13 protein-coding genes are annotated in these 19,154 nt (G+C 63.3%); 10 read left to right on the top strand and 3 right to left on the bottom strand.

All coding sequences use genetic code 11. The features are described 5' to 3' along the window. The first annotated feature begins 22 nt into the window (after positions 1-22). Positions 23-1,282, top strand: coding sequence for a metallophosphoesterase family protein (locus NKH38_RS15955; RefSeq protein ID WP_352762778.1), 1,260 nt, complete (start codon positions 23-25; stop codon positions 1,280-1,282). Then, complete coding sequence (locus NKH38_RS15950; protein ID WP_352762780.1) at positions 1,279-4,749, top strand: ATP-binding protein; 3,471 nt, start codon at positions 1,279-1,281, stop codon at positions 4,747-4,749. The genes NKH38_RS15955 and NKH38_RS15950 overlap by 4 nt, the downstream gene beginning before the upstream one ends. Before the next feature lie 632 nt (positions 4,750-5,381). Here NKH38_RS15950 and NKH38_RS15945 read toward each other — a convergent pair. From NKH38_RS15945 to NKH38_RS15935, 3 genes are all read right to left on the bottom strand, one after another. Continuing rightward, the gene (locus NKH38_RS15945; protein ID WP_352535966.1) at positions 5,382-6,599 is read right to left on the bottom strand and encodes an MFS transporter; all 1,218 of its coding nucleotides are present in this window, start codon (positions 6,597-6,599) and stop codon (positions 5,382-5,384) included. 57 nt (positions 6,600-6,656) lie between these two features. Then, positions 6,657-8,093: an RNA polymerase factor sigma-54 gene (rpoN, locus tag NKH38_RS15940; protein WP_352762783.1), complete on the bottom strand. Its 1,437-nt coding sequence runs from the start codon at positions 8,091-8,093 to the stop codon at positions 6,657-6,659. A 69-nt stretch (positions 8,094-8,162) separates the two neighbouring features. Then, entirely contained in the window at positions 8,163-8,696 is a 534-nt protein-coding gene (locus NKH38_RS15935) for a peroxiredoxin (protein WP_352762785.1), read from the bottom strand. Between the two features lie 1,649 nt (positions 8,697-10,345). Here NKH38_RS15935 and NKH38_RS15930 point away from each other — a divergent pair. From NKH38_RS15930 to NKH38_RS15895, 8 genes are all read left to right on the top strand, one after another. After that, positions 10,346-11,548: a cytochrome P450 gene (locus NKH38_RS15930; protein ID WP_352762789.1), complete on the top strand. Its 1,203-nt coding sequence runs from the start codon at positions 10,346-10,348 to the stop codon at positions 11,546-11,548. Positions 11,549-11,639: 91 nt separating this feature from the next. Then, a complete protein-coding gene (locus NKH38_RS15925; protein WP_352762790.1) occupies positions 11,640-12,929 on the top strand; it encodes a cytochrome P450 in 1,290 nt (429 codons plus the stop codon). A 1-nt stretch (position 12,930) separates the two neighbouring features. Next, entirely contained in the window at positions 12,931-13,260 is a 330-nt protein-coding gene (locus tag NKH38_RS15920) for a ferredoxin (RefSeq protein WP_502896623.1), read from the top strand. Next, positions 13,227-14,069 (top strand): glucose 1-dehydrogenase, encoded by an 843-nt coding sequence (locus NKH38_RS15915; RefSeq protein WP_031196842.1) that lies wholly within the window; start codon positions 13,227-13,229, stop codon positions 14,067-14,069. The genes NKH38_RS15920 and NKH38_RS15915 overlap by 34 nt, the downstream gene beginning before the upstream one ends. Continuing rightward, a complete protein-coding gene (locus tag NKH38_RS15910) occupies positions 14,069-15,412 on the top strand; it encodes a cytochrome P450 (protein WP_023708845.1) in 1,344 nt (447 codons plus the stop codon). The genes NKH38_RS15915 and NKH38_RS15910 overlap by 1 nt, the downstream gene beginning before the upstream one ends. 121 nt (positions 15,413-15,533) lie before the next feature. After that, positions 15,534-16,535 (top strand): polyprenyl synthetase family protein, encoded by a 1,002-nt coding sequence (locus NKH38_RS15905; RefSeq protein ID WP_352762793.1) that lies wholly within the window; start codon positions 15,534-15,536, stop codon positions 16,533-16,535. Between the two features lie 149 nt (positions 16,536-16,684). Further along, positions 16,685-18,235: a hypothetical protein gene (locus NKH38_RS15900; RefSeq protein WP_023741926.1), complete on the top strand. Its 1,551-nt coding sequence runs from the start codon at positions 16,685-16,687 to the stop codon at positions 18,233-18,235. After that, on the top strand, positions 18,232-19,134 hold the full coding sequence (locus tag NKH38_RS15895; RefSeq protein WP_352762795.1) for a terpene synthase family protein: 903 nt from the start codon (positions 18,232-18,234) through the stop codon (positions 19,132-19,134). Before NKH38_RS15900 ends, NKH38_RS15895 begins: the two co-directional genes overlap by 4 nt. Positions 19,135-19,154: the final 20 nt, after the last annotated feature.

The following is a 19,154-nucleotide window of genomic DNA, read 5'->3' as shown; positions in this document are numbered from 1 at the left end:
CTCTTTTGCTGGCGGAGGCCGAATGGCATTTCGATTCGTACACACGGCCGATATTCATCTCGACTCGCCGCTGCGTTCGCTCGCGATGCGTAATCCCGATCTTGCCGGGCTCGTGGGCGACGCCAGCCGCCAGGCATTCGTTTCGATAGTGGATCTCTGCCTAGAGGAACGCGTGGATGCGTTGGTAATAGCCGGCGACCTATACGATGGTGATCAAACCTCGATGAAGACGGCGCGGTTCCTGGCAGCGCAGATGACACGCCTGCACCAGGCCGGCATCAGGGTTTTCAAGATCCGCGGCAATCATGACGCCCTGTCGCGGATTTCCAAACAGCTGGTGTTTCCTGACACCGTGACCATTTTTGGCGGTCGTGCTCAGTCGGTATTGCAGACAGCCGGCGGTGTGGACGTCGTTTTCCATGGTTTGAGCTTTGCGAACCCTAAGGCGCCGGACAGCCTGCTGCCCAAATATCCGGCTGCTCGCGAAGGAGCCGTCAATATTGGCATCATGCATACCAGTCTGGCCGGATCGCCCGGTCACGACGTTTACGCGCCCTGCAGCATCGCTGACCTGCACGCCCACGGTTTCGACTATTGGGGGCTTGGCCACATTCATCTTCGCCAAGTCGATTCCGGCGCAAGCACGGTGGTGATGCCGGGAATACCGCAGGGGAGGGATATCAACGAGGCCGGCGAGAAATCAGTCACCCTTGTGACGGTGCGAGACGACCGTTCGGTGCAGATCGAGGAAAGGCTGACCAGCGTTGCGCAGTTCGAAAGGGTCAGCGTCGACCTTACGGGAGCAGTGGAGTGGTCCGAGGCCGTCGCGCGTGTTCGAAACGCACTCGAAGAGATGCGGGCCGCCGTCCGGTCGCGTCATGCTGTGGCCCGCGTTGGCCTAACAGGAACATCACCATTGTTATGGGCGCTGATCCGCGACAGAGATCTCCTTCTTGCCGAAGCCGAACAGGCTGCGGAACAGCTAGGCCATACGTGGGTGGAGAAGCTCGAGCTTGACCTCGCGCCACCTCGGGCGGAGACGGCCGAGGATATTGCTGATCCGATTTTCGAACTCGAGCAATCCATGCGCGCCGATGCCACCTCGGATGCCTTCCGCGCCGAGGCGAGGGCGTTCGTCCAAAGGATGGTCGCCGACCTTCCGGCCGACGGACGGGATTTTGCTGGGAAGGACGAAGCCGGGCTGGAACGGTTCCTCGATCAGGTGCTTTCCAAGGGCGCAGACTTGGTGACTTCCCGCCTTAAGTCCGGTGGAGCGTCATGAGGCTGCAGCGCCTTGACCTCATTCGCTATGGAAAGTTCACCGATGGTACGATCGACTTCGGACCCAAACCGGAATCTGGACCTGATCTGCATATCGTGTTTGGCCTGAATGAGGCCGGCAAATCGACAGCGCTTTCCGCCTATCTAGATTTGCTGTTCGGCATCGAGGAACGGAGCCGCTACAACTTCCTGCATGAGTACAGCGCCATGCGCATCGGTGGGGTTCTGGAACTGGCCGGCTCCGAGCACACGTTCACGCGTACGAAACAGCGTACTAATTCGCTATTGAACGCGACGGGCCAATCGATGAGCGAGGTGGCGATCACGGCGCATCTCGCCGGACTGTCGCGTGACGCTTACACGACTATGTTTTCACTCGATGACGAGACGCTGGAAGCCGGCGGAAAATCGATCCTGGAATCGCGGGGCGACCTCGGCAAGCTCCTCTTCACGGCCAGCGCCGGTCTTGGGAACGCAAGCGATACGTTGAACGCCCTCGAGGCCGAAGCAGACGCGCTGTATCGGAAGCAGGCGCATGGCACCGAACTGGCGCTGCTGAAGAAGCGCCTTGTTGACGTGAAGTCGCGCAAGGATGCGATCGACACACTTGCATCGACCTATGAGGGGCTGGAGGCCGAACGTCTCGATGCATCGCAGCAGTACGGCCGAACCATCAGCGATCGGGCGGTGCTGGTGGCCAGGCTGGATACCATTGCTCGTCACGTACGTGCTGCGCCGATGCTGGCGGATATGCGCCGCAAGATTGCCCGGCTGGATCAGCTGCCGGACATCACCTCCCCAGCCCGGACATGGACGGGAAGTGTCACCGAACTAATCGATGACGATGCCAGCCTCAGAACGCGACTGTCCGCAAACATCGATGAGGTCGAGCGGCTGTCGGCAAAAGTCACTGCGGTCGACGAGGACGAACGGATCCTGTCGATTTCCGAACGCATTCGCAGCCTGGCGGAGGGCAAGGTGCGCCATACCGCGGCTGGCTTTGACTTGCCCACTCGCAGGATGGGGCTGCAAATCCTCAACAACACCGTGGCAAGCTGCCTTGCCGCCTTGGGCCGGTCTTCCGAGCCGGATCCTGCCGCACTGCTTCTGCCTGCCGTCACAGTTGGCGTCGTTCGCGCTATGGTCGAGCAGAGGTCCGGTATTGCTACGGGCGCGCGCGCCGCCCGCGACGAGGCGGCGGCAGCACTCGATGCGTTGCAGGTGGCAAGGCAGCGGGTCGGCGAGGAAAGGGCGGTGCCCGAACCCGCCAGGGCAAGGCTGGGCTCGGCTTTGTCGAAAGCGCGAGCAAGCGGACACAAGGCAGAGATCAAGACGGCTCGCGAGGCGGGAGATGCGGGAACAATCCGATGGAAGGCATCGCTGGCTCGCTTGCGTCCATGGAACGGAGATGCCCTCGCTCTCGTCAACGTTGCGGTTCCGAGCGCCGGGCAGATTGCCGCCTGGAAGACAGTAGCGTCAGTACTGGCAAGGAACACCGCGGTACTTGCCGAACGCCTCGCCGAATACGAGGGCCACCATGCAATGCTCGCCGCACGATTGGATGCCCTTCGAGCCTCGGTCGACGTTGTCGACGATGAAGCGGCTGCCGCCATCCGCCGTCTCCGCGATGATGCGTGGGCAACGCACCGCGCAGTGTTGACTGGTGACACCGCTGACGATTTCGCCGTGGCACTGACGCGCGATGACGTTGCCAGCGCAGGCCGGCTGGCCGGCGCGGCGGATCTGGCCGAGATCCGGGCAATGACGCGTGCCCTGGCCGAGGCCACGGCCAACCTGTCACGAAACGGCATCCAAAGCCAACAGCTCGTCAAGGATGCGGATACCCAATTGTTGGAAATCCGTGTGGCCGCCAGCGACCTCCTCGGAGAAGCCCTGGAACCTTCGTCTGAGCGCCTGATCGAAAGGATCGAGGATCAGATCGAGGCGCGCAGCGATGCGCTCGCTGCCTGGGAGCAGATCGAACTTGCTCGCTTGAAAGCCGAGCGAGCCGCTGACGCAGGCGAGCAGATACACTTGGAAATGAGAGCGGCGCTGGAAAGTGTCGGCATAGTATCAGAGCCCGGCGACACCCTCGAAGCAATCATGGCCATCGCGGAGCTGTTTCTGGACCGGCAGCGCAAGGTGGACGCCGAGTATGCCGAGGCGCTCAGGATGGTGAGTTCCAAAGAAGAGGATCTAGCTGCCCGACGGGTTGCGGTAGGGGTGGCGGAGCGTCGCGAGGAGGAATGGCTGGCCGGCATTACCGAAGCGCTCAAGGGAACGTGGCTCGAAAGCGGTCTGTCCGCGTCAGGCGTTGGCGCTGTGCTCGATCAATTGGCCGAACTGTCAAGAAGCCTGCAGGAACGGGAGGATCTGCAGCTGCGTATCGACAAGATGGAGGCCGACAGGGCCAATTTTCTGGTCGAGGTCATCGCCGTTGCGGTCGAAGCCGACGAGCCGACGAAGGATGGCGAGCCGGAGCAGTTGGCCACCCGCCTTGCCGAGCGCCTGGAGCGTGCCGAGCGGACACGTGAAACGAAGGCAAGCCTCGGCAACGAGCTGAAGCGCCTCAAGGAGGCGCGCGAAATCCTCGACACCGAGATTTCGGCACACGAACGCCGCAAGAATGAAGTGCTGGGCGTCTTTGGCGTCGCCACTCTGTCCGAGGTAGTCGAACGCGACGAGCTGCTGCGTGAGCGCGATGGCTTGCGCACTACCGTCGCCGAACTTGAGGAGCGGATAGTGGCGGAACTCGCAGTCGATGGATTCGACCAGGCACGCTCGATCCTGGACGCGATCGATTTCGACAGCCTCGCGGTCGAGAAGGCTGAGGGCGAGCAGCGGCTTCGCCAGTTCGATGAAATCATCCAGCAACAGCTGATCCGACAGACCCGCGCGGCAGACAAGTTGGACGCCATCGGCGGTGACAGCGCGGTTGCCCGCCTGGATGCCGAACGGCGCACAACCCTGTTGGAAATCGAGGAGAAGGCCGTTCGCTACATTGAGCTGAAGCTTGGTATCATGTCGGCTGGAAATGCTTTGCGGATCTACCGTGAGAACCACCGTTCGGGGATGATGGCGCGTGCATCAGACGCATTCAAGCTAATGACCCGTGGGCAGTATTCAGGCCTTACAACCCAGCCCGTCAAAGGCGAGGAGGTTCTCATCGCGGTGCAGCGCGACGGGCAATCCAAGCTCGCTGAAGCGCTTTCGAAGGGCGCGCGCTTTCAGCTCTACCTAGCACTGAGGCTCGCCGGTTATTACGAGTTCGCCCAATTCCGGCCCTCGGTTCCCTTCATCGCCGACGACATCATGGAAACCTTTGACCATATTCGCTCGGAGGAAGTTTTTAGATTGTTTGGGGAGATGGCGAACACAGGTCAGGTCATCTATCTCACGCACCACAAGCACCTATGTGAAATCGCCAAGGCTGTTGTGCCACAATCTACCATTCACCAGCTGGATTAGGCCCGATTAGAATTCGCGTCAAAACGGTTCAACTAACCAACTCGTCTGACATAGGAACCTTCGATCGAATCCGTCATGACGTCCCATAGAGGCTGAGAAATGCCTATTTTGTTCTGCAATGTTGCGTGGATGAACGACTACGCCGGGCGGAGCGCGGATGCCCGCCTCTCGGTGGCGGGGCATTTCGAGTAAGCAGGGTTATTGCGCCGAAGAATGCAACTTTGTTGCAGCCAACGACGGGTACGTTTACGTCGCTTCGAGACGATTAAGGGCGAATTGGATCGGCAGGTGCGCCCACAATATGGGTTCAGTTCAAGGGGCGTAACCCGCCCAGCACTACAAGGATAAGATCAGGTCGTTCAGGGCTAGGACGCTCGCCGAAAATGCATTCGTGCTGCCCCGGAGGGATAGGCACCGCGTCAAAGGGTGGAGTGGCCAGGCAAGCTGATGGTATGCGAACGATACGACAGATCGATCCGCCAGAGCATTCGTCAAGAGAGTAAAGGCATTATCGAAGGCGAGCCAGTCGCTCCCGTCGGGGCATCGCCCGCAAGCGGAGGATCGCGCCGCGCCGTGCATGCGATTGGACCTCTCGTCCCGCTGCGCTGCTGAGATCTCTCCTGTCAGGCGGTCTAGGTTCCGCGCTTCGGGCCGAGCAGGAAAACTATGAGGGCAGCGACGAACGTGGCAACAGCACTGTAGGCAATGGCGCTGGCGATCCCCGCATTCTCCACCAATAGCCCGCCGAAAATCGCGCCGGCTGCGATTGCCACTTGGAATGCTACGACCATCAGCACACCGGCGCTTTCGGCCTGCTCGGGAACGGCCCGCCGCACCATCCACGTCTGTAATCCCACCGGCACCGCGCCGAAGGCAAAGCCCCACGCGCCAACCGCAATCCCCGAGGCGAAGGCCGATGCTCCCGCCGTCAGTAGCGAAACAGCCGCTATCCCTATGAGCAGCGGTGCAAGGGCCGCGACTGCCTTGAGACTGTACTCGGCCAGAAGCCCGCCGGCCAAATTGCCGAAGAATCCGCCGATGCCAAAAGCAAGCAACACAAGCGAGATCGTCTCGACGTCAAGCGCGGGAATCTTTTCGAGGAAGGCGCGGATATAGGTGATTCCGGCGAAGTGGCCGGAAGCCACCAGCAGGATGACAAAAAGCGCAACCTTGACCATCGGAATCTTTGCCACATCCAGCAGGCTGCGGACGCTAGTCACTCCAATCGGAGGCAGTCTCGGAATGGTTATGAGCTGCACGAGCAGTGTAGCGACGCCGCCGGCTGCGGCGAGCATGAAGGCGCTTCGCCATCCCCAGATATCGCCGACATAAGCGCCGATTGGAGCTGCGCAGACGGTAGCTACGGAAACGCCGGTGAGGATGGTCGACATAGCGCGAGGCAGGAGGTGGCTTGGAACGAGCCGCATCGCCAGTGCTGCCGACATCGACCAGAAGCCTCCGAGCGCTATGCCGAGCACGACGCGTGCAGTCAGGAGAACCGCCAGCGACCACGCGCCGGCCGCCAGAACGTCCGACAGGATCAGCAGGACCGTCATGGTCCACATGACGGTCCTGCGGTCCAGGCGCTTTGTGATGATGGCCACCGTCGGCGCCGAGATCGCCCCGACGATAGCTGTCGCCGTCATCGCCTGTCCAGCCGCTCCCTCGCTGATACCGAGATCATGCGCGAGGGGCGTGAGCAGGCTGACAGGCAGAAACTCTGCCGTGACCAGCCCGAAGGTGCCCAAGGAAAGCGAAATGACGGCACCCCATGCCGGGCCAGACGGTGGGACTGGCTTTTCTGGGTCGTGCAGAACAGCGTTCATAACGCCTGCTGCGGATCGGGTCATGAACGAAGTCTCCACTTTGATGCAATGCAACGTGATGTTGGCTGCCTTGACCCAAATCTAAAAACACAAGCGCATTTCCCGGCGGCGTTGTACGGAGGAGGGGATGTTCATTGCTTCGCGATACTTTGTGACGGTGCGGCGCGCAACATCAATGCCGGTTTCCTTCAGCCGGACAGCGATGTCCTCGTCGGAAAGCACGTCGCCGGGAGATTCTGCGGCAATGATCGTTTTGATCCGATGCCGGACAGCTTCGGCGGAGTGCGCATCGCCGCCTTGGCAGGACGCGATCGCGACGGTGAAAAAATACTTCAGTTCAAAAACTCCGCGCGGGGTAAGCATGTACTTGTTCGAGGTCACCCGGCTTACCGTCGACTCGTGCACGCCGATCGCTTCAGCGACGGTTCTAAGATTGAGAGGCCGCAGGTGGGCGACGCCATGTTCCAAAAAGGCATCCTGCTGACGCACGATTTCAGCCGCAACCTTAACAATCGTCTTGGCGCGCTGATCGAGGCTGCGGATTAGCCAGTTCGCGTTTTGCAAGCATTCTTCGAGAAATGCTTGATCTTTCGAATTTTGGGCAGTCTGACGCGTGACTTCGGCATAGTAGGTTTGGTTGATCAGCAGCTTCGGCAGCGTGGCGGGATCAAGTTCGATCTGCCACCCGCCTTGCGGCGAGGGTGTGACCCAGACGTCGGGTATGATTGATTCAGAGGCACCGGATTCGAATCTGTTCCCAGGCTTTGGATCGAGCGCACGAACCTCATGCATCATGTCGAGAAGGTCTTCTTCATCGACGCCGCAATGCTGCTTCAGCGCCTCAAAATCGCGTCGCGCAAGCATTTCAAGATGGGCAACCAAAGCTGCCATTGCCGGGTCGAGCCGGTTTCGCTGGCGCAACTGAATCTCGAGGCATTCTCTGAGACTTCGCGCAAAAACTCCCGGTGGATCAAATTGTTGCAAGGTTCCGAGAACCCGTTCCACAACAGCCTCATGGACATTTAGGCTCTCGGCCAGCTCCAAAAGGTTTGCCCGAAGATAGCCAGTGTCTTCCAGATCGGCGGCAAGCTGGCCAGCGATCAGCCGCTCCTGTGGTGTGAACGCAGTGAGGGCGATCTGACGAGCGACATGGTCGTGCAATGTTTCGGCGAGTGTGGCAAACTCGTCGAGGGAAGGGCCATTGCCCGGCGGGTTGTTGGTCGTGTTGCGAAGTGATTTCCATTGCCCGAGCCGTTCAGGCGACCCTGCCCCGGTCGGACCTTCAACGGCGTTTGCCCCAAAGCCGACAGGCTGATCCGCTCCCGAAATCGAAGCATCGTCAAAAGGCCCGCCATCGTTTGACGCAGATTCCAAGAGCGGGTTCTTCTCGATTTCCCCCTCCACGAACTGATGCAGTTCGGTATGCGCCAGTTGCAGCAAGCGAATCGACTCAATGAGTTGAGGCGATGCGACGATGGATTGCTTCTGGCGCTGAAACAGGCTTGCTGAAGATTGCATGGTGTGTGCGATAATCCCGTCGAGGAGCCTCTTGGGGCCTGCAATGGCGCCAGTGAGACGTTTTCTAGGTCATTCGGCGGCTTTCATCGTTTCGAGAACGTTTTGCGGGGATGAGACGCCATACGGGTCGGCCTCGCAGTTGTCGGAGAAACCTTCCTCCTCGAACCAGTGCTCCACCACGCCATTGTTGATCAGGGCGGCGTAGCGCCATGAGCGCATCCCGAATCCGAGATTGTCCTTGGCAACCAGCATGCCCATCTTGCGTGTGAACTCGCCTGAGCCATCGGGGATGAGCTGGACCTGCTTCAGGCCCAAGGACTTCCCCCACGCATTCATGACAAAGGCATCGTTGACTGAGAGGCAGTAAATCGCGTCAATTCCCTGCTTCGCAAACTCATCATAGAGCTCTTCGAACTTGGGCAATTGGTAGGTCGAGCAGGTCGGGGTGAAGGCGCCAGGCAGCGAGAACAGGATGACCCGCCTGCCGGCAAAGTAGTCGTCAGATGTTTTTTCTTGCCAGCGATATGGATTTGGCCCCTGGACTGACTTATCGTGAACACGCGTGAGAAAGGTGACGAAGGGAACTTTGTTTCGAACTGTCATCAAGTTGCTCCTGAAGAAGACTGCGCTGAATTCTGGCAGAGGCTGGCGCAATACCGGGCAAAGGCTCGTATCCCCGGCACGGATGAGGGCCTCGCGGCTCGCAACCTCCTTTTTTTCCCTCCCGACGTATGGGAACGTCTTGGCGGTTGGTCTTGGCCACCCGAACGCAATCGGTCTGAGCGAGCTGGACACCGTCGAGCCGGTTGCTTTCCACGGCTATGGCGCCGGAAGCGGGATCGGTCACTAGCGATAGTGCGTTTGGAAAAGGGATAGCGGCCGGAAGGAGCCAATATCGCAAAGCATGTGGGGGCCTGAAATGTCACTTCACGCAACAGACCCGCTTCACTGGATTCCGCGTCACTGGACTGGTTCAGCATGTTGTCGATATGTGGCAGTGACCCGCCGGCTTTGGCTTGGGTGACGACCCTTTGACAAGGCTTTTCGGCACTCACATGCTGAACAGAACCGGCAAACCGCATTTGCGCGCGCTGCCCGTGTTGGCGTGCCGGCATCGGACCAGCCATGCGCAAAGCGGCCATCCAGAACGGACTTCCGGAGGAGACGATGCCCCGATGTTCAGCTGCAAGGGGCACCGTCTCCTCAGGCCACGGTCTAGAGCTTCGCGTATCGGGCATGGCACAAGTCGCTTTCATCGTGATTTGATGGTGCTCTAACCAGGAGCAGCAAGCGGCGTGCCATTTGGAATAGAGGTGCCGTTGGACCGCCCCTCCTTCTCGGAGGCCGTGTCTTGGAAGATCGGGCGCGCGCTATAACCGCCTCGTCACACAGGCAACAACGATGCTGTGTGGTGCGGATATTCGGCGCTTCGGCCCCGGCTGGGCAAAGAAGACCGAAGCCGAGCCGATGCACTACCTGAGGCTGGCGGGCACTCCAGTCATTGCGTAGCGTGTGCCGCTAGCATTCATGGGTGCGCAGGCACCGCGAACACGCGCCTTTCGCGGCAACATGAGCGCGCGCTCTTGGGCAAGCGCCTTGGCCCCGTGAGGATCGAATTCCCCAATCGTGTCTGTTTGCCGCCCTCTTATGTTCGAAACTGGACCAGAATGTCGCAAGTCCGACCTAAAGGTCGCCGAGGCGTTCTGTCCGACACTGTTCGGTCGCCTTTGTTGGCCCGCGACACCGGCCTATTTCGCCTAGCTCTTCTCTGGCCTCAGGCTAAGCCCCTAAAAGCATCACAGATTTTTTTCTTCGATCGGCCAAATTGGCACGAGTTTTGAAGCCTCTTCGTTGCGGGCCGGGAGCCGCCGACCGACTTTCATTTCGTGGATGGCACGAATGGAACGAAGAAAGAAAAGCAAAATGTCAAATCCGCGTCGGATAGCGTCTATGGGCATGGTGTGCTCGGCGAAACCGCCCTTACCCAACAGCTCGCCGCCCTTGTCGACCCTTGCGCAGGAAAGCTTGGCCAGCGGCGGCTCAAATGCCCACCGCGCCGACTTTGTCCTGACCTCGAAGGTGCAAGATAACGTTCCGCATCTCGCCGCGCGATGTGCCTAGACAGTTACGCGTTAGCCGTTCTTGATAATCTGTCTGCCTTCGGAGGACGTCATCTATATGCCGTCTTAGGTCTTCGCTGCCGCAGCGCCCGCCGGTCACCTTCCGCCCTCGCTATTGAGTGAAGTGCCACCATGTCCGAACAACCCTTGCCGACGCTGCCGATGTGGCGCCTCGATCACATTGAGCCATCGCCCGAGATGTTGGCGCTACGCACCAATGGTCCGATCCACCACGTGCGCTTCCCGTCCGGGCACGAAGGCTGGTGGGTCACAGGCTATGACGAGGCCAAGGCGGTGTTGACCGATGCGGCGTTCCGGCCCGCGGGAATGCCGCCGGCGGCATTCACCCCGGATTCGGTGATTCTCGGTTCGCCAGGATGGCTGGTCTCGCACGAGGGGGGCGAGCATACGCGGCTACGCACGATCGTGGCGCCGGCCTTCAGCAACGGCAGGGTGAAGCAGCTCGCGCAGCAGGTGGAGGCGATCGCCGCGCAGTTGTTCGAGACGCTGGCGGCCCAGCCCCAGCCCGCCGATCTGCGGCGCCACCTCTCCTTTCCGCTCCCTGCGATGGTCATTGGCGCGCTGATGGGCGTGCTCTACGAGGATCACGCCTTTTTTGCAGGGCTGTCCGACGAGGTGATGACGCACCAGCATGAAAGCGGCCCGCGAAGGGCGTCGCGCTTGGCCTGGGAAGAACTCCGCGCCTACATTCGCGGCAAGATGCGGGACAAGCGCCAGGATCCGGGCGACAACGTGCTGACGGATCTGCTCGCGGCGGTCGACCAGGGCAAGGCGACCGAGGAAGAGGCGATCGGCCTGGCGGCAGGCATGCTGGTGGCGGGGCACGAGAGCACCGTGGCACAGATCGAATTTGGCCTGCTGGCCATGTTCCGCCATCCGCAACAGCGCGAACGCCTGGTGGGCGATCCATCCCTGGTGGACAAGGCCGTGGAGGAAATCCTGCGCATGTACCCGCCGGGCGCCGGCTGGGACGGCATCATGCGCTATCCGAGGACCGACGTGACCATCGCGGGCGTGCATGTTCCCGCAGAGAGCAAGGTGCTGGTCGGCCTGCCGGCGACGTCGTTCGATCCGCGCCATTTCGACGACCCGGAAATCTTCGACATCGGACGTGACGAAAACCCGCACCTGGCGTTCTCCTACGGGCCGCACAGCTGCATCGGCTTGGCGCTGGCCAGGCTGGAACTAAAAGCGGTGTTCGGTTCGATCTTCCAGTGCTTTCCCGCGCTGCGCCTGGCGGTGGCGCCCGAAGAACTGGAGTTGCGCAAGGAGATCATCACTGGCGGGTTCGTGGAGTTCCCGGTGCTCTGGTGATGCGCGGACGCCACGAGGAATCGCGATGTCCTCGAATTGCCGGCGCCCCTGCCGCGCGCCGATCAGATCAGCCAACCAACAGGTGACCAAGATGGACGTGCAAGAAACCACGGCAGCATGCCGGGACGCCTTCGCCGAACTCGCGTCGCCAGCGTGCATTCAGGACCCGTACCCATTCATGCGGTGGTTGCGCGAGCACGATCCGGTACATCGCGCGGCGTCGGGCCTCTTTCTGTTGAGCCGCCACGCCGACATCTACTGGGCGCTCAAGGCCACGGGCGATGCTTTTCGGGGGCCGGCGCCAGGCGAACTGGCGCGCTATTTCCCGCGTGCGGCGACCAGCCTGTCGCTAAGTCTGCTGGCGTCCACTTTGGCGATGAAGGAACCTCCAACGCATACGCGTCTGCGCCGGATGATCTCGCGCGATTTCACGATCGGCCAGATCGACAAGCTGAGGCCGGCCATCGCTCGCATTGTCGCAGCGCGCCTGGACGGCATGGCGCCCGCACTGGAGCGCGGGGAGGCAGTGGACCTGCATCAGGAATTCGCGCTGGCCTTGCCCATGCTGGTTTTCGGCGAACTGTTCGGCATGCCCCCGGACGACATTCTCGGGCTCGTCACCGGCATCAGCGCCATTCTGGAAGGCCTGAGCCCGCACGCCAGCGATCCCCAGCTCGCCGCGGCGGACTCGGCCAGCGCCAGGGTTCAGGCCTACTTCGGCGACCTCATACAGCGCAAGCGCTCCGATTCCAGCCACGACATCGTGTCAATGCTGGTCGGCGCACACGACGGCGATGCCGAGATGCTGTCGGATAAGGAATTGATCAGCATGCTCTGGGGCATGTTGCTGGGCGGCTTCGCCACCACTGCCGCGGCCATCGGCCATGCTGTCCTGGCGATGCTGGCGTATCCCGAACAGCGGCACTGGCTGAAAGGAGATGCCATGGGGGTAAAGGCATTCGTCGAAGAAGCCCTGCGCTTCGACGCGCCCGCCATGTTCAGCTCCATTCCGCGTATCGCCCAGCGCGACATCGAACTGGGCGGCGTGGTGATCCCGAAGAACGCGGACGTGCGCGTTTTGATCGCGGCCGGCAATCGCGACCCGGACGCCTTCGCCGATCCGGACCGCTTCGATCCCGTGCGGTTCTACGGCACCAGTCCTGGCATTTCGATCGACGGGAAGATCATGCTGGCCTTCGGCCACGGCATCCACTTCTGCCTTGGTGCGCAACTGGCCCGGGTGCAGTTGGCCGAGAGCCTGCCGCGGATCCAGGCGCGCTTCCCCACGCTGGCATTGGCCGAGCAGCCGACCCGGGAGCCCTCCGCGTTCCTTAGGACGTTCCGCGCGCTGCCGGTGCGGCTGCATCGGCAGGAGGGCTGAGATGCGCGTCGTGGTCGATCAGGATGTGTGCGGAACTACCGGGCAGTGCGTACTGACGCTGCCGGGCACCTTTCGCCAGCGCGAACCGGACGGCGTGGCCGAAGTGTGCGTGGCGACGGTCCCGCAGGCGCTGCACGCTGCCGTGCGGCTTGCGGCCAACCAGTGCCCGGTCGCCGCCATTCGGGTGATTGAAAGCGACGCTGGCCATGACGAGCGCGCCAGCGCCGACCCTGCGCCTTCTCCGGCGCAGGCCGAGCGCGGCATGCCGCGAAAGAACAATGCAATTCAGGAGGCACGATGGGACGGTTTGAAGGCAAGGTGGCCGTGGTGACCGGCGCCGGCGCCGGCATCGGCAAGGCATGCGCTCTCGCCATCGCGCGCGGGGGCGGCAGAGTGGTGGTGGCCGACATTGATGGCTCGGCGGCCATCGCCTGCACCGCGCAGATCGCGGCCGATGCAGGCCACGCGCTGCCCATAGCCATGGATATCGCCGATGACCAGGCGGTGGCAGCGCTGTTCGAGGCGGCGGAGCGGCACTTCGGGGGGGTCGACCTGCTGGTGAACAATGCGAGCGCCATGCATCTGACCCCGCGCGACCGCGCGATCCTCGACCTGGACCTGGCAGTCTGGGACCAGACCATGGCGACCAATCTGCGCGGCACGCTGCTCTGCTGCCGGCAGGCCATCCCACGAATGATCGCCCGCGGCGGTGGCGCGATCGTCAACATGTCATCGTGCCAAGGGCTCAGCGGTGACACGGCGCAGACGTCCTACGGCGCGTCGAAGGCGGCGATGAACATGCTCTCGGCTTCGCTCGCCACCCAGTACGGTCATGCGCAGATCCGCTGCAACGCGGTTGCGCCGGGTCTTATCATGACCGAGCGTCTCCTCGCCAAGCTGGACGAGTGCATGCAACGGCATCTGCGCCGGCACCAGCTCCTGCCGCGCGTCGGCCGCCCCGAGGACGTGGCCGCACTCGTGGCGTTCCTGCTCTCCGCCGATGCTGCGTTCATCACCGGCCAGGTCGTGTGCATCGATGGCGGCATGCTGGCGCATGTGCCGACATACGCCGACGGCGGCAACAGCTGCGCCGCGCGCCCTGTCGGCGACACCGAATCGGCGGCGGCGGCGCGCTGCTGATGGACATGCTGCTCAACCCGCTCAACCGTCGGCACCGGCTGCGGTGCGACATCCCGGTCATGCCTGGCGCTTTCCCCCTGGTCGGGCATCTTCCCGCCATTGTCTGCGACCTGCCGCGCCTGCTGCAGCGAGCAGAACGGACCCTGGGCAGCCACTTCTGGCTGGATTTCGGCCCTGCCGGACATCTGATGACCTGTGTGGATCCGGACGCTTTCTCACTGCTCAAGCACAAGGACGTGTCCTCGGCGCTGATCGAAGAGATCGCGCCCGAATTGCTTGGCGGAACGTTGGTTGCCCTGGACGGCGGCGCGCACCGGCAGGCGCGCGATGCCATCAAGGCAGCGTTCTTGCCCAAGGGGCTGAGCCAGGCCGGGATCGGCGACCTGTTCGCGCCGGTCATCCAGGCGCGGGTGCAGGCGTGGCGCGCCCGCGGCGAGGTAACGATCCTGCGCGAGACCGGCGACCTGATGCTGAAGCTCATCTTCAGCCTCATGGGAATCCCCGCGCAGGACCTGCCGGGATGGCATCGCAAGTACCGGCAATTGCTGCAGTTGATCATCGCGCCACCGGTTGACCTGCCCGGATTGCCTTTGCGGCGCGGCCGCTCCGCCCGCGACTGGATCGACGCGCAGTTGCGCCGGTTCGTCCGCGATGCACGCGCGCATGCCGCGCGCACCGGGTTCATCAACGACATGGTGAGCGCTTTTGACAGCAGCGACGGTCCGCTCTCCGATGACGTCCTGGTCGCGAATATTCGCTTGCTGCTGCTTGCCGGTCACGACACCACTGCCTCGACGATGGCCTGGATCGTGATCGAGCTGGCGCGGCAGCCTGTGCTGTGGGACGCCCTGGTCGAGGAGGCGCAACGCGTGGGCGCGGTGCCGACCCGGCACGCGGACCTGGCGCAGTGTCCGGTCGCCGAGGCGCTGTTCCGCGAGACACTGCGCCTGCATCCGGCGACCACGCTCCTGCCGCGTCGCGCGCTGCAGGAATTGCAACTCGGCCAACGGCGCATTCCCGCGGGCACCCACCTATGCATCCCGCTGCTGCATTTCTCGACCTCGGCGCTGCTGCACGAGGCGCCTGATCAGTTCCGCCTGGCGCGGTGGCTGCTACGCACAGAACCGATCCGGCCCGTGGACATGCTGCAGTTCGGTACCGGCCCACACGTCTGCATCGGCTACCACCTGGTATGGCTGGAAATGGTGCAGTTCTGCATCGCCTTGGCGCTGATCATGCACAAGGCCGGGGTGCGGCCGCAGTTGCTGAGCGACGTCGAAAAAGGCCGGCGCTATTACCCGACCGCACATCCGTCCATGGCAATCCGCATAGGCTTCTCATGAGCTGCCGTCGCACGCCCTGTGTGGCAAGGCAGCGGCGCCGGCGGGGCGCGGCATTGCTGCACTCAGCGCACGCACTCGTGTGACGACTTGCGCTCGCCGTGGCCGTCTCAGCTACAAGGACATGAACAACATGCAAACCGGTTCCACAATACACGATGACCGAACTGGCGTTTCCGCATTCGGCGGGTTGGGCGCGCAGGCGCGTGGCGCATCCGGCGGGCTGCTCCCGGAGATCTGGATGCAGGACGGCGCAAAGCGGGTCGAACAGGCGCTGGCGCGTCTGCTCTGCGCCGAAGACGACGGTAAGACAGAGCTGATGGCAGCCATGCGCTACGCCACCTTGCATGGCGGGAAGCGCACCAGAGCCTTGCTCTGTCTGGCTGCCGGCGCACTGGCGGGCACGCCGGCGCACATGCTCGACGACGTCGGCGCCGCCATCGAGATGATGCACGCCTGTACCCTGGTCCACGACGACCTGCCCGCGATGGACGACGACGTGCTTCGCCGCGGCCTTCCGACCGTGCACGTAAAGTTCGGCGAAGCCACTGCGATCCTGGTCGGCGATGCGCTGCAGGCCCACGCCTTCCTGACCCTGGCGAGCCTGGATGCGCCGGGCGACAATCGTATAGCGCTCGTGCGCGAACTGGCGCATGCGGTGTCCGCCGAGGGTGCCGCAGGCGGGCAGGCCATGGATCTGTCGCTGGTCGGAAAGCACGCCGGGCTGGACAAGATCCTGGCGATGCACCGGATGAAAACCGGAGCGCTAGTGCGCGCGTCGGTTCGCATGGGCGCGCTATACTCCATCGCGGAGGATGCCGCGCACACTACGCTGTACAGTGCGCTCGATCGCTACACCGCCTGTTATGGCCTGGCGTTGCAGGTGGCCGACGACATTCTCGACGCGACGGCGAATACCGCGACTCTTGGCAAGACCCCCGGCAAGGACGCGGCCGCGCAGAAGCCGACCTGCGCGTCGATCATGGGGTTGCAGGCAGCGCGCCAGTTCGCGCTGTTTTTGTTGCACGACGCCGGGGAGGCCATCGCCCCTCTGGGGGCGCGTGCGGAAGGGTTGGCGCAGATGCTGCAGCGGGCCAACGTCTATCTGTCCGCGCCATACGCATGAGCGCGCCCATCCATAAGGACTTGCCGCTGTGCTGCTGCGATCGGCCGGCGGGCGGGCGCTGCATGCTGCACTGTGTCCGTGTCGGCGGCGACGTGCGCGGCGTCTGCCCGTTTCTGTTCTCATAGCCCTCTGCAGAAGGAAAATCCCGCGTGAACGCGCTGTCCGAACAGATCCTTTCCGAATTGCGCCACCTGCTGAGCGAGATGAGCGACGGCGGCAGCGTCGGTCCGTCCGTATACGACACGGCGCGAGCTCTGCAGTTCGACGGCAAAGTCACCGGTCGGCACGAGGCATACGCGTGGCTCATCGCGCAGCAACAGGCCGATGGCGGATGGGGAGGTGCGGACTTCCCGCTGTTTCGCCATGCGCCCACCTGGGCGGCGCTGCTGGCATTGCAGCGTGCCGATCCTCTTCCCGGCGCCGCCGACGCAGTCCAGGCTGCAATCCGGTTCCTCGAGCGCCAGCCCGATCCCTACGCGCATTCGGTGCCGGAAGACGCGCCCATCGGCGCGGAGCTGATCCTGCCGCAGTTGTGCAACGAGGCCGCATCGTTGCTGGGCGGCTTGGCGTTTCCGCGCCACCCGGCGCTGTTGCCGTTGCGGCAAGCACGCCTGGTCAAGCTGGGGGATGTGGCGACGTTGCCGAGCGGCCATCCGTTGCTGCACTCCTGGGAAGCCTGGGGGACGTCGCCGGCCACCGCATGCCCGGACGACGACGGCAGCATCGGCATCAGTCCAGCGGCCACCGCCGCGTGGCGTGCCCACGCCGTGACGCAGGGGAACACGCAGCAGGTCGGGCGCGCCGACGGGTATCTGCAGGCGGCATCGCGGGCGACGCGCAGCGGCATCGAAGGTGTCGTTCCCAACGTCTGGCCGATCAATGTCTTCGAGCCATGCTGGTCGCTGTACACCTTGCATCTGGCCGGTCTGTTCGCGCATCCCGCTTTCGCCGAGGCGGTGCAAGTGATCATCGCCCAGCTCGACGCCCGCCTCGGAGCGCGCGGTCTGGGCCCGGCCTTGCACTTCGCGGCCGATGCGGACGACACCGCCGTTGCGTTGTGCGTCCTTCGCCTTGCAGGCCGCGACCCGGCGGCCGACGCGTTGCGCCATTTCGAAACCGGCGAGCTGTTCGTCACCTTCCCCGGCGAGCGCAATGCCTCGGTGTCGACCAACATCCATGCCCTGCATGCGTTGCGAATGTTGGGAAAACCCGCCGCCGGCACCAGCGCCTACGTCGAGGCCAATCGCAACCCGCACGGTCTATGGGACAACGAAAAATGGCACGTCTCGTGGCTGTATCCCACCGCGCATGCGGTCGCTGCGCTGTCGCAAGGCAAGCCGCAGTGGCGCGACGAGCGCGCGCTGGCAGCGCTGCTGCAGACGCAGCGCGACGACGGCGGCTGGGGCGCCGGTCGCACGTCTACATTCGAGGAAACCGCCTATGCGCTGTTCGCGTTGCACGTGATAGACGGGACCGAAGAGCCGGCAGGGCGACGGCGCATCGCGCAGGCGGTGGCGCGCGCGCTGAAGTGGATGCTCGCCCGCCACGCAGCCCATGCATTGCCCCAGACGCCGCTGTGGATCGGAAAGGAACTGTATTGCCCCACCCGGGTGGTGCGCGTGGCCGAACTAGCCGGGTTGTGGCTGGCGCTTCGTTGGGGGCGGCGCGTCTCGGCCGAGGGAGCAGGAGCCGGGCCATGATCCCGACCGATCGCGCGCTGCAGCAGGTGCTGGAGTGGGGACGTTCCCTGACCGGGTTCGCCGACGAGCATGCCGTGGAAGCAGTCCGGGGCGGCCAGTACATCCTGCAGCGCATCCAGCCGAGCCTGCGCGACACCAGCGCCCGCACCGGCCGCGATCCGCTGGACGAGACGCTGATCGTGGCGTTCTATCGCGAACTGGCGCTGCTGTTCTGGCTGGACGATTGCAACGACCTTGACCTGATCGCGCCGGAGCAGCTCGCCGCGGTGGAGCAGGCGCTGGGGCAGGGCGTGCCGTGCGCGCTCCCCGGATTCGATGGCTGTGCCGTGCTGCGCGCTTCGCTCGCCGCGCTCGCCTACGATCGTCGCGACTATGCCCAGCTTCTCGAGGATACCCGGTGCTACTGCGCGGCGCTGCGTGCCGGACACGCGCAGGCGGCAGGGGCAGAGCGCTGGTCCTACGCCGAGTACTTGCAGAACGGCGTGGAATCGATCGCCTACACGAACGTGTTCTGTTGCCTGTCGTTGCTGTGGGGGCTGGACATGGCGACCTTGCGCGCGCATCCGGCGTTTCGCCAGGTCCTGCGGCTCATCTCCGCGATAGGGCGCTTGCAGAACGATCTGCATGGACGCGAAAAGGATAGGTCGGCCGGCGAGGGAGCTAACGCGGCGATCCTGCTGCTGCAGCGCTATCCGGCTATGCCTGTGGTGGAGTTCCTCAACGACGAGCTGGCCGGCCATACGCGCATGCTGCACCGGGTGATGGCGCAAGAACGCTTTCCCGCGCCGTGGGGACCGTTGATCGACGCCATGGCGGCCATTCGCGCGCAGTACTACGAGACCTCAACCAGCCGCTACCGCAGCGACGCTGCGGAGGGAGGCCAGCGTGCGCCGGCCTGAACGCGCGGGAAGCGGCGGCT

The organism is Mesorhizobium sp. M1078 (genome assembly GCF_040318615.1).
Taxonomy (GTDB): Bacteria; Pseudomonadota; Alphaproteobacteria; order Rhizobiales; family Rhizobiaceae; genus Mesorhizobium.
Note: the sequence above shows the minus strand (reverse complement) of the source record. Positions and strands in the feature narration are given on the sequence as shown.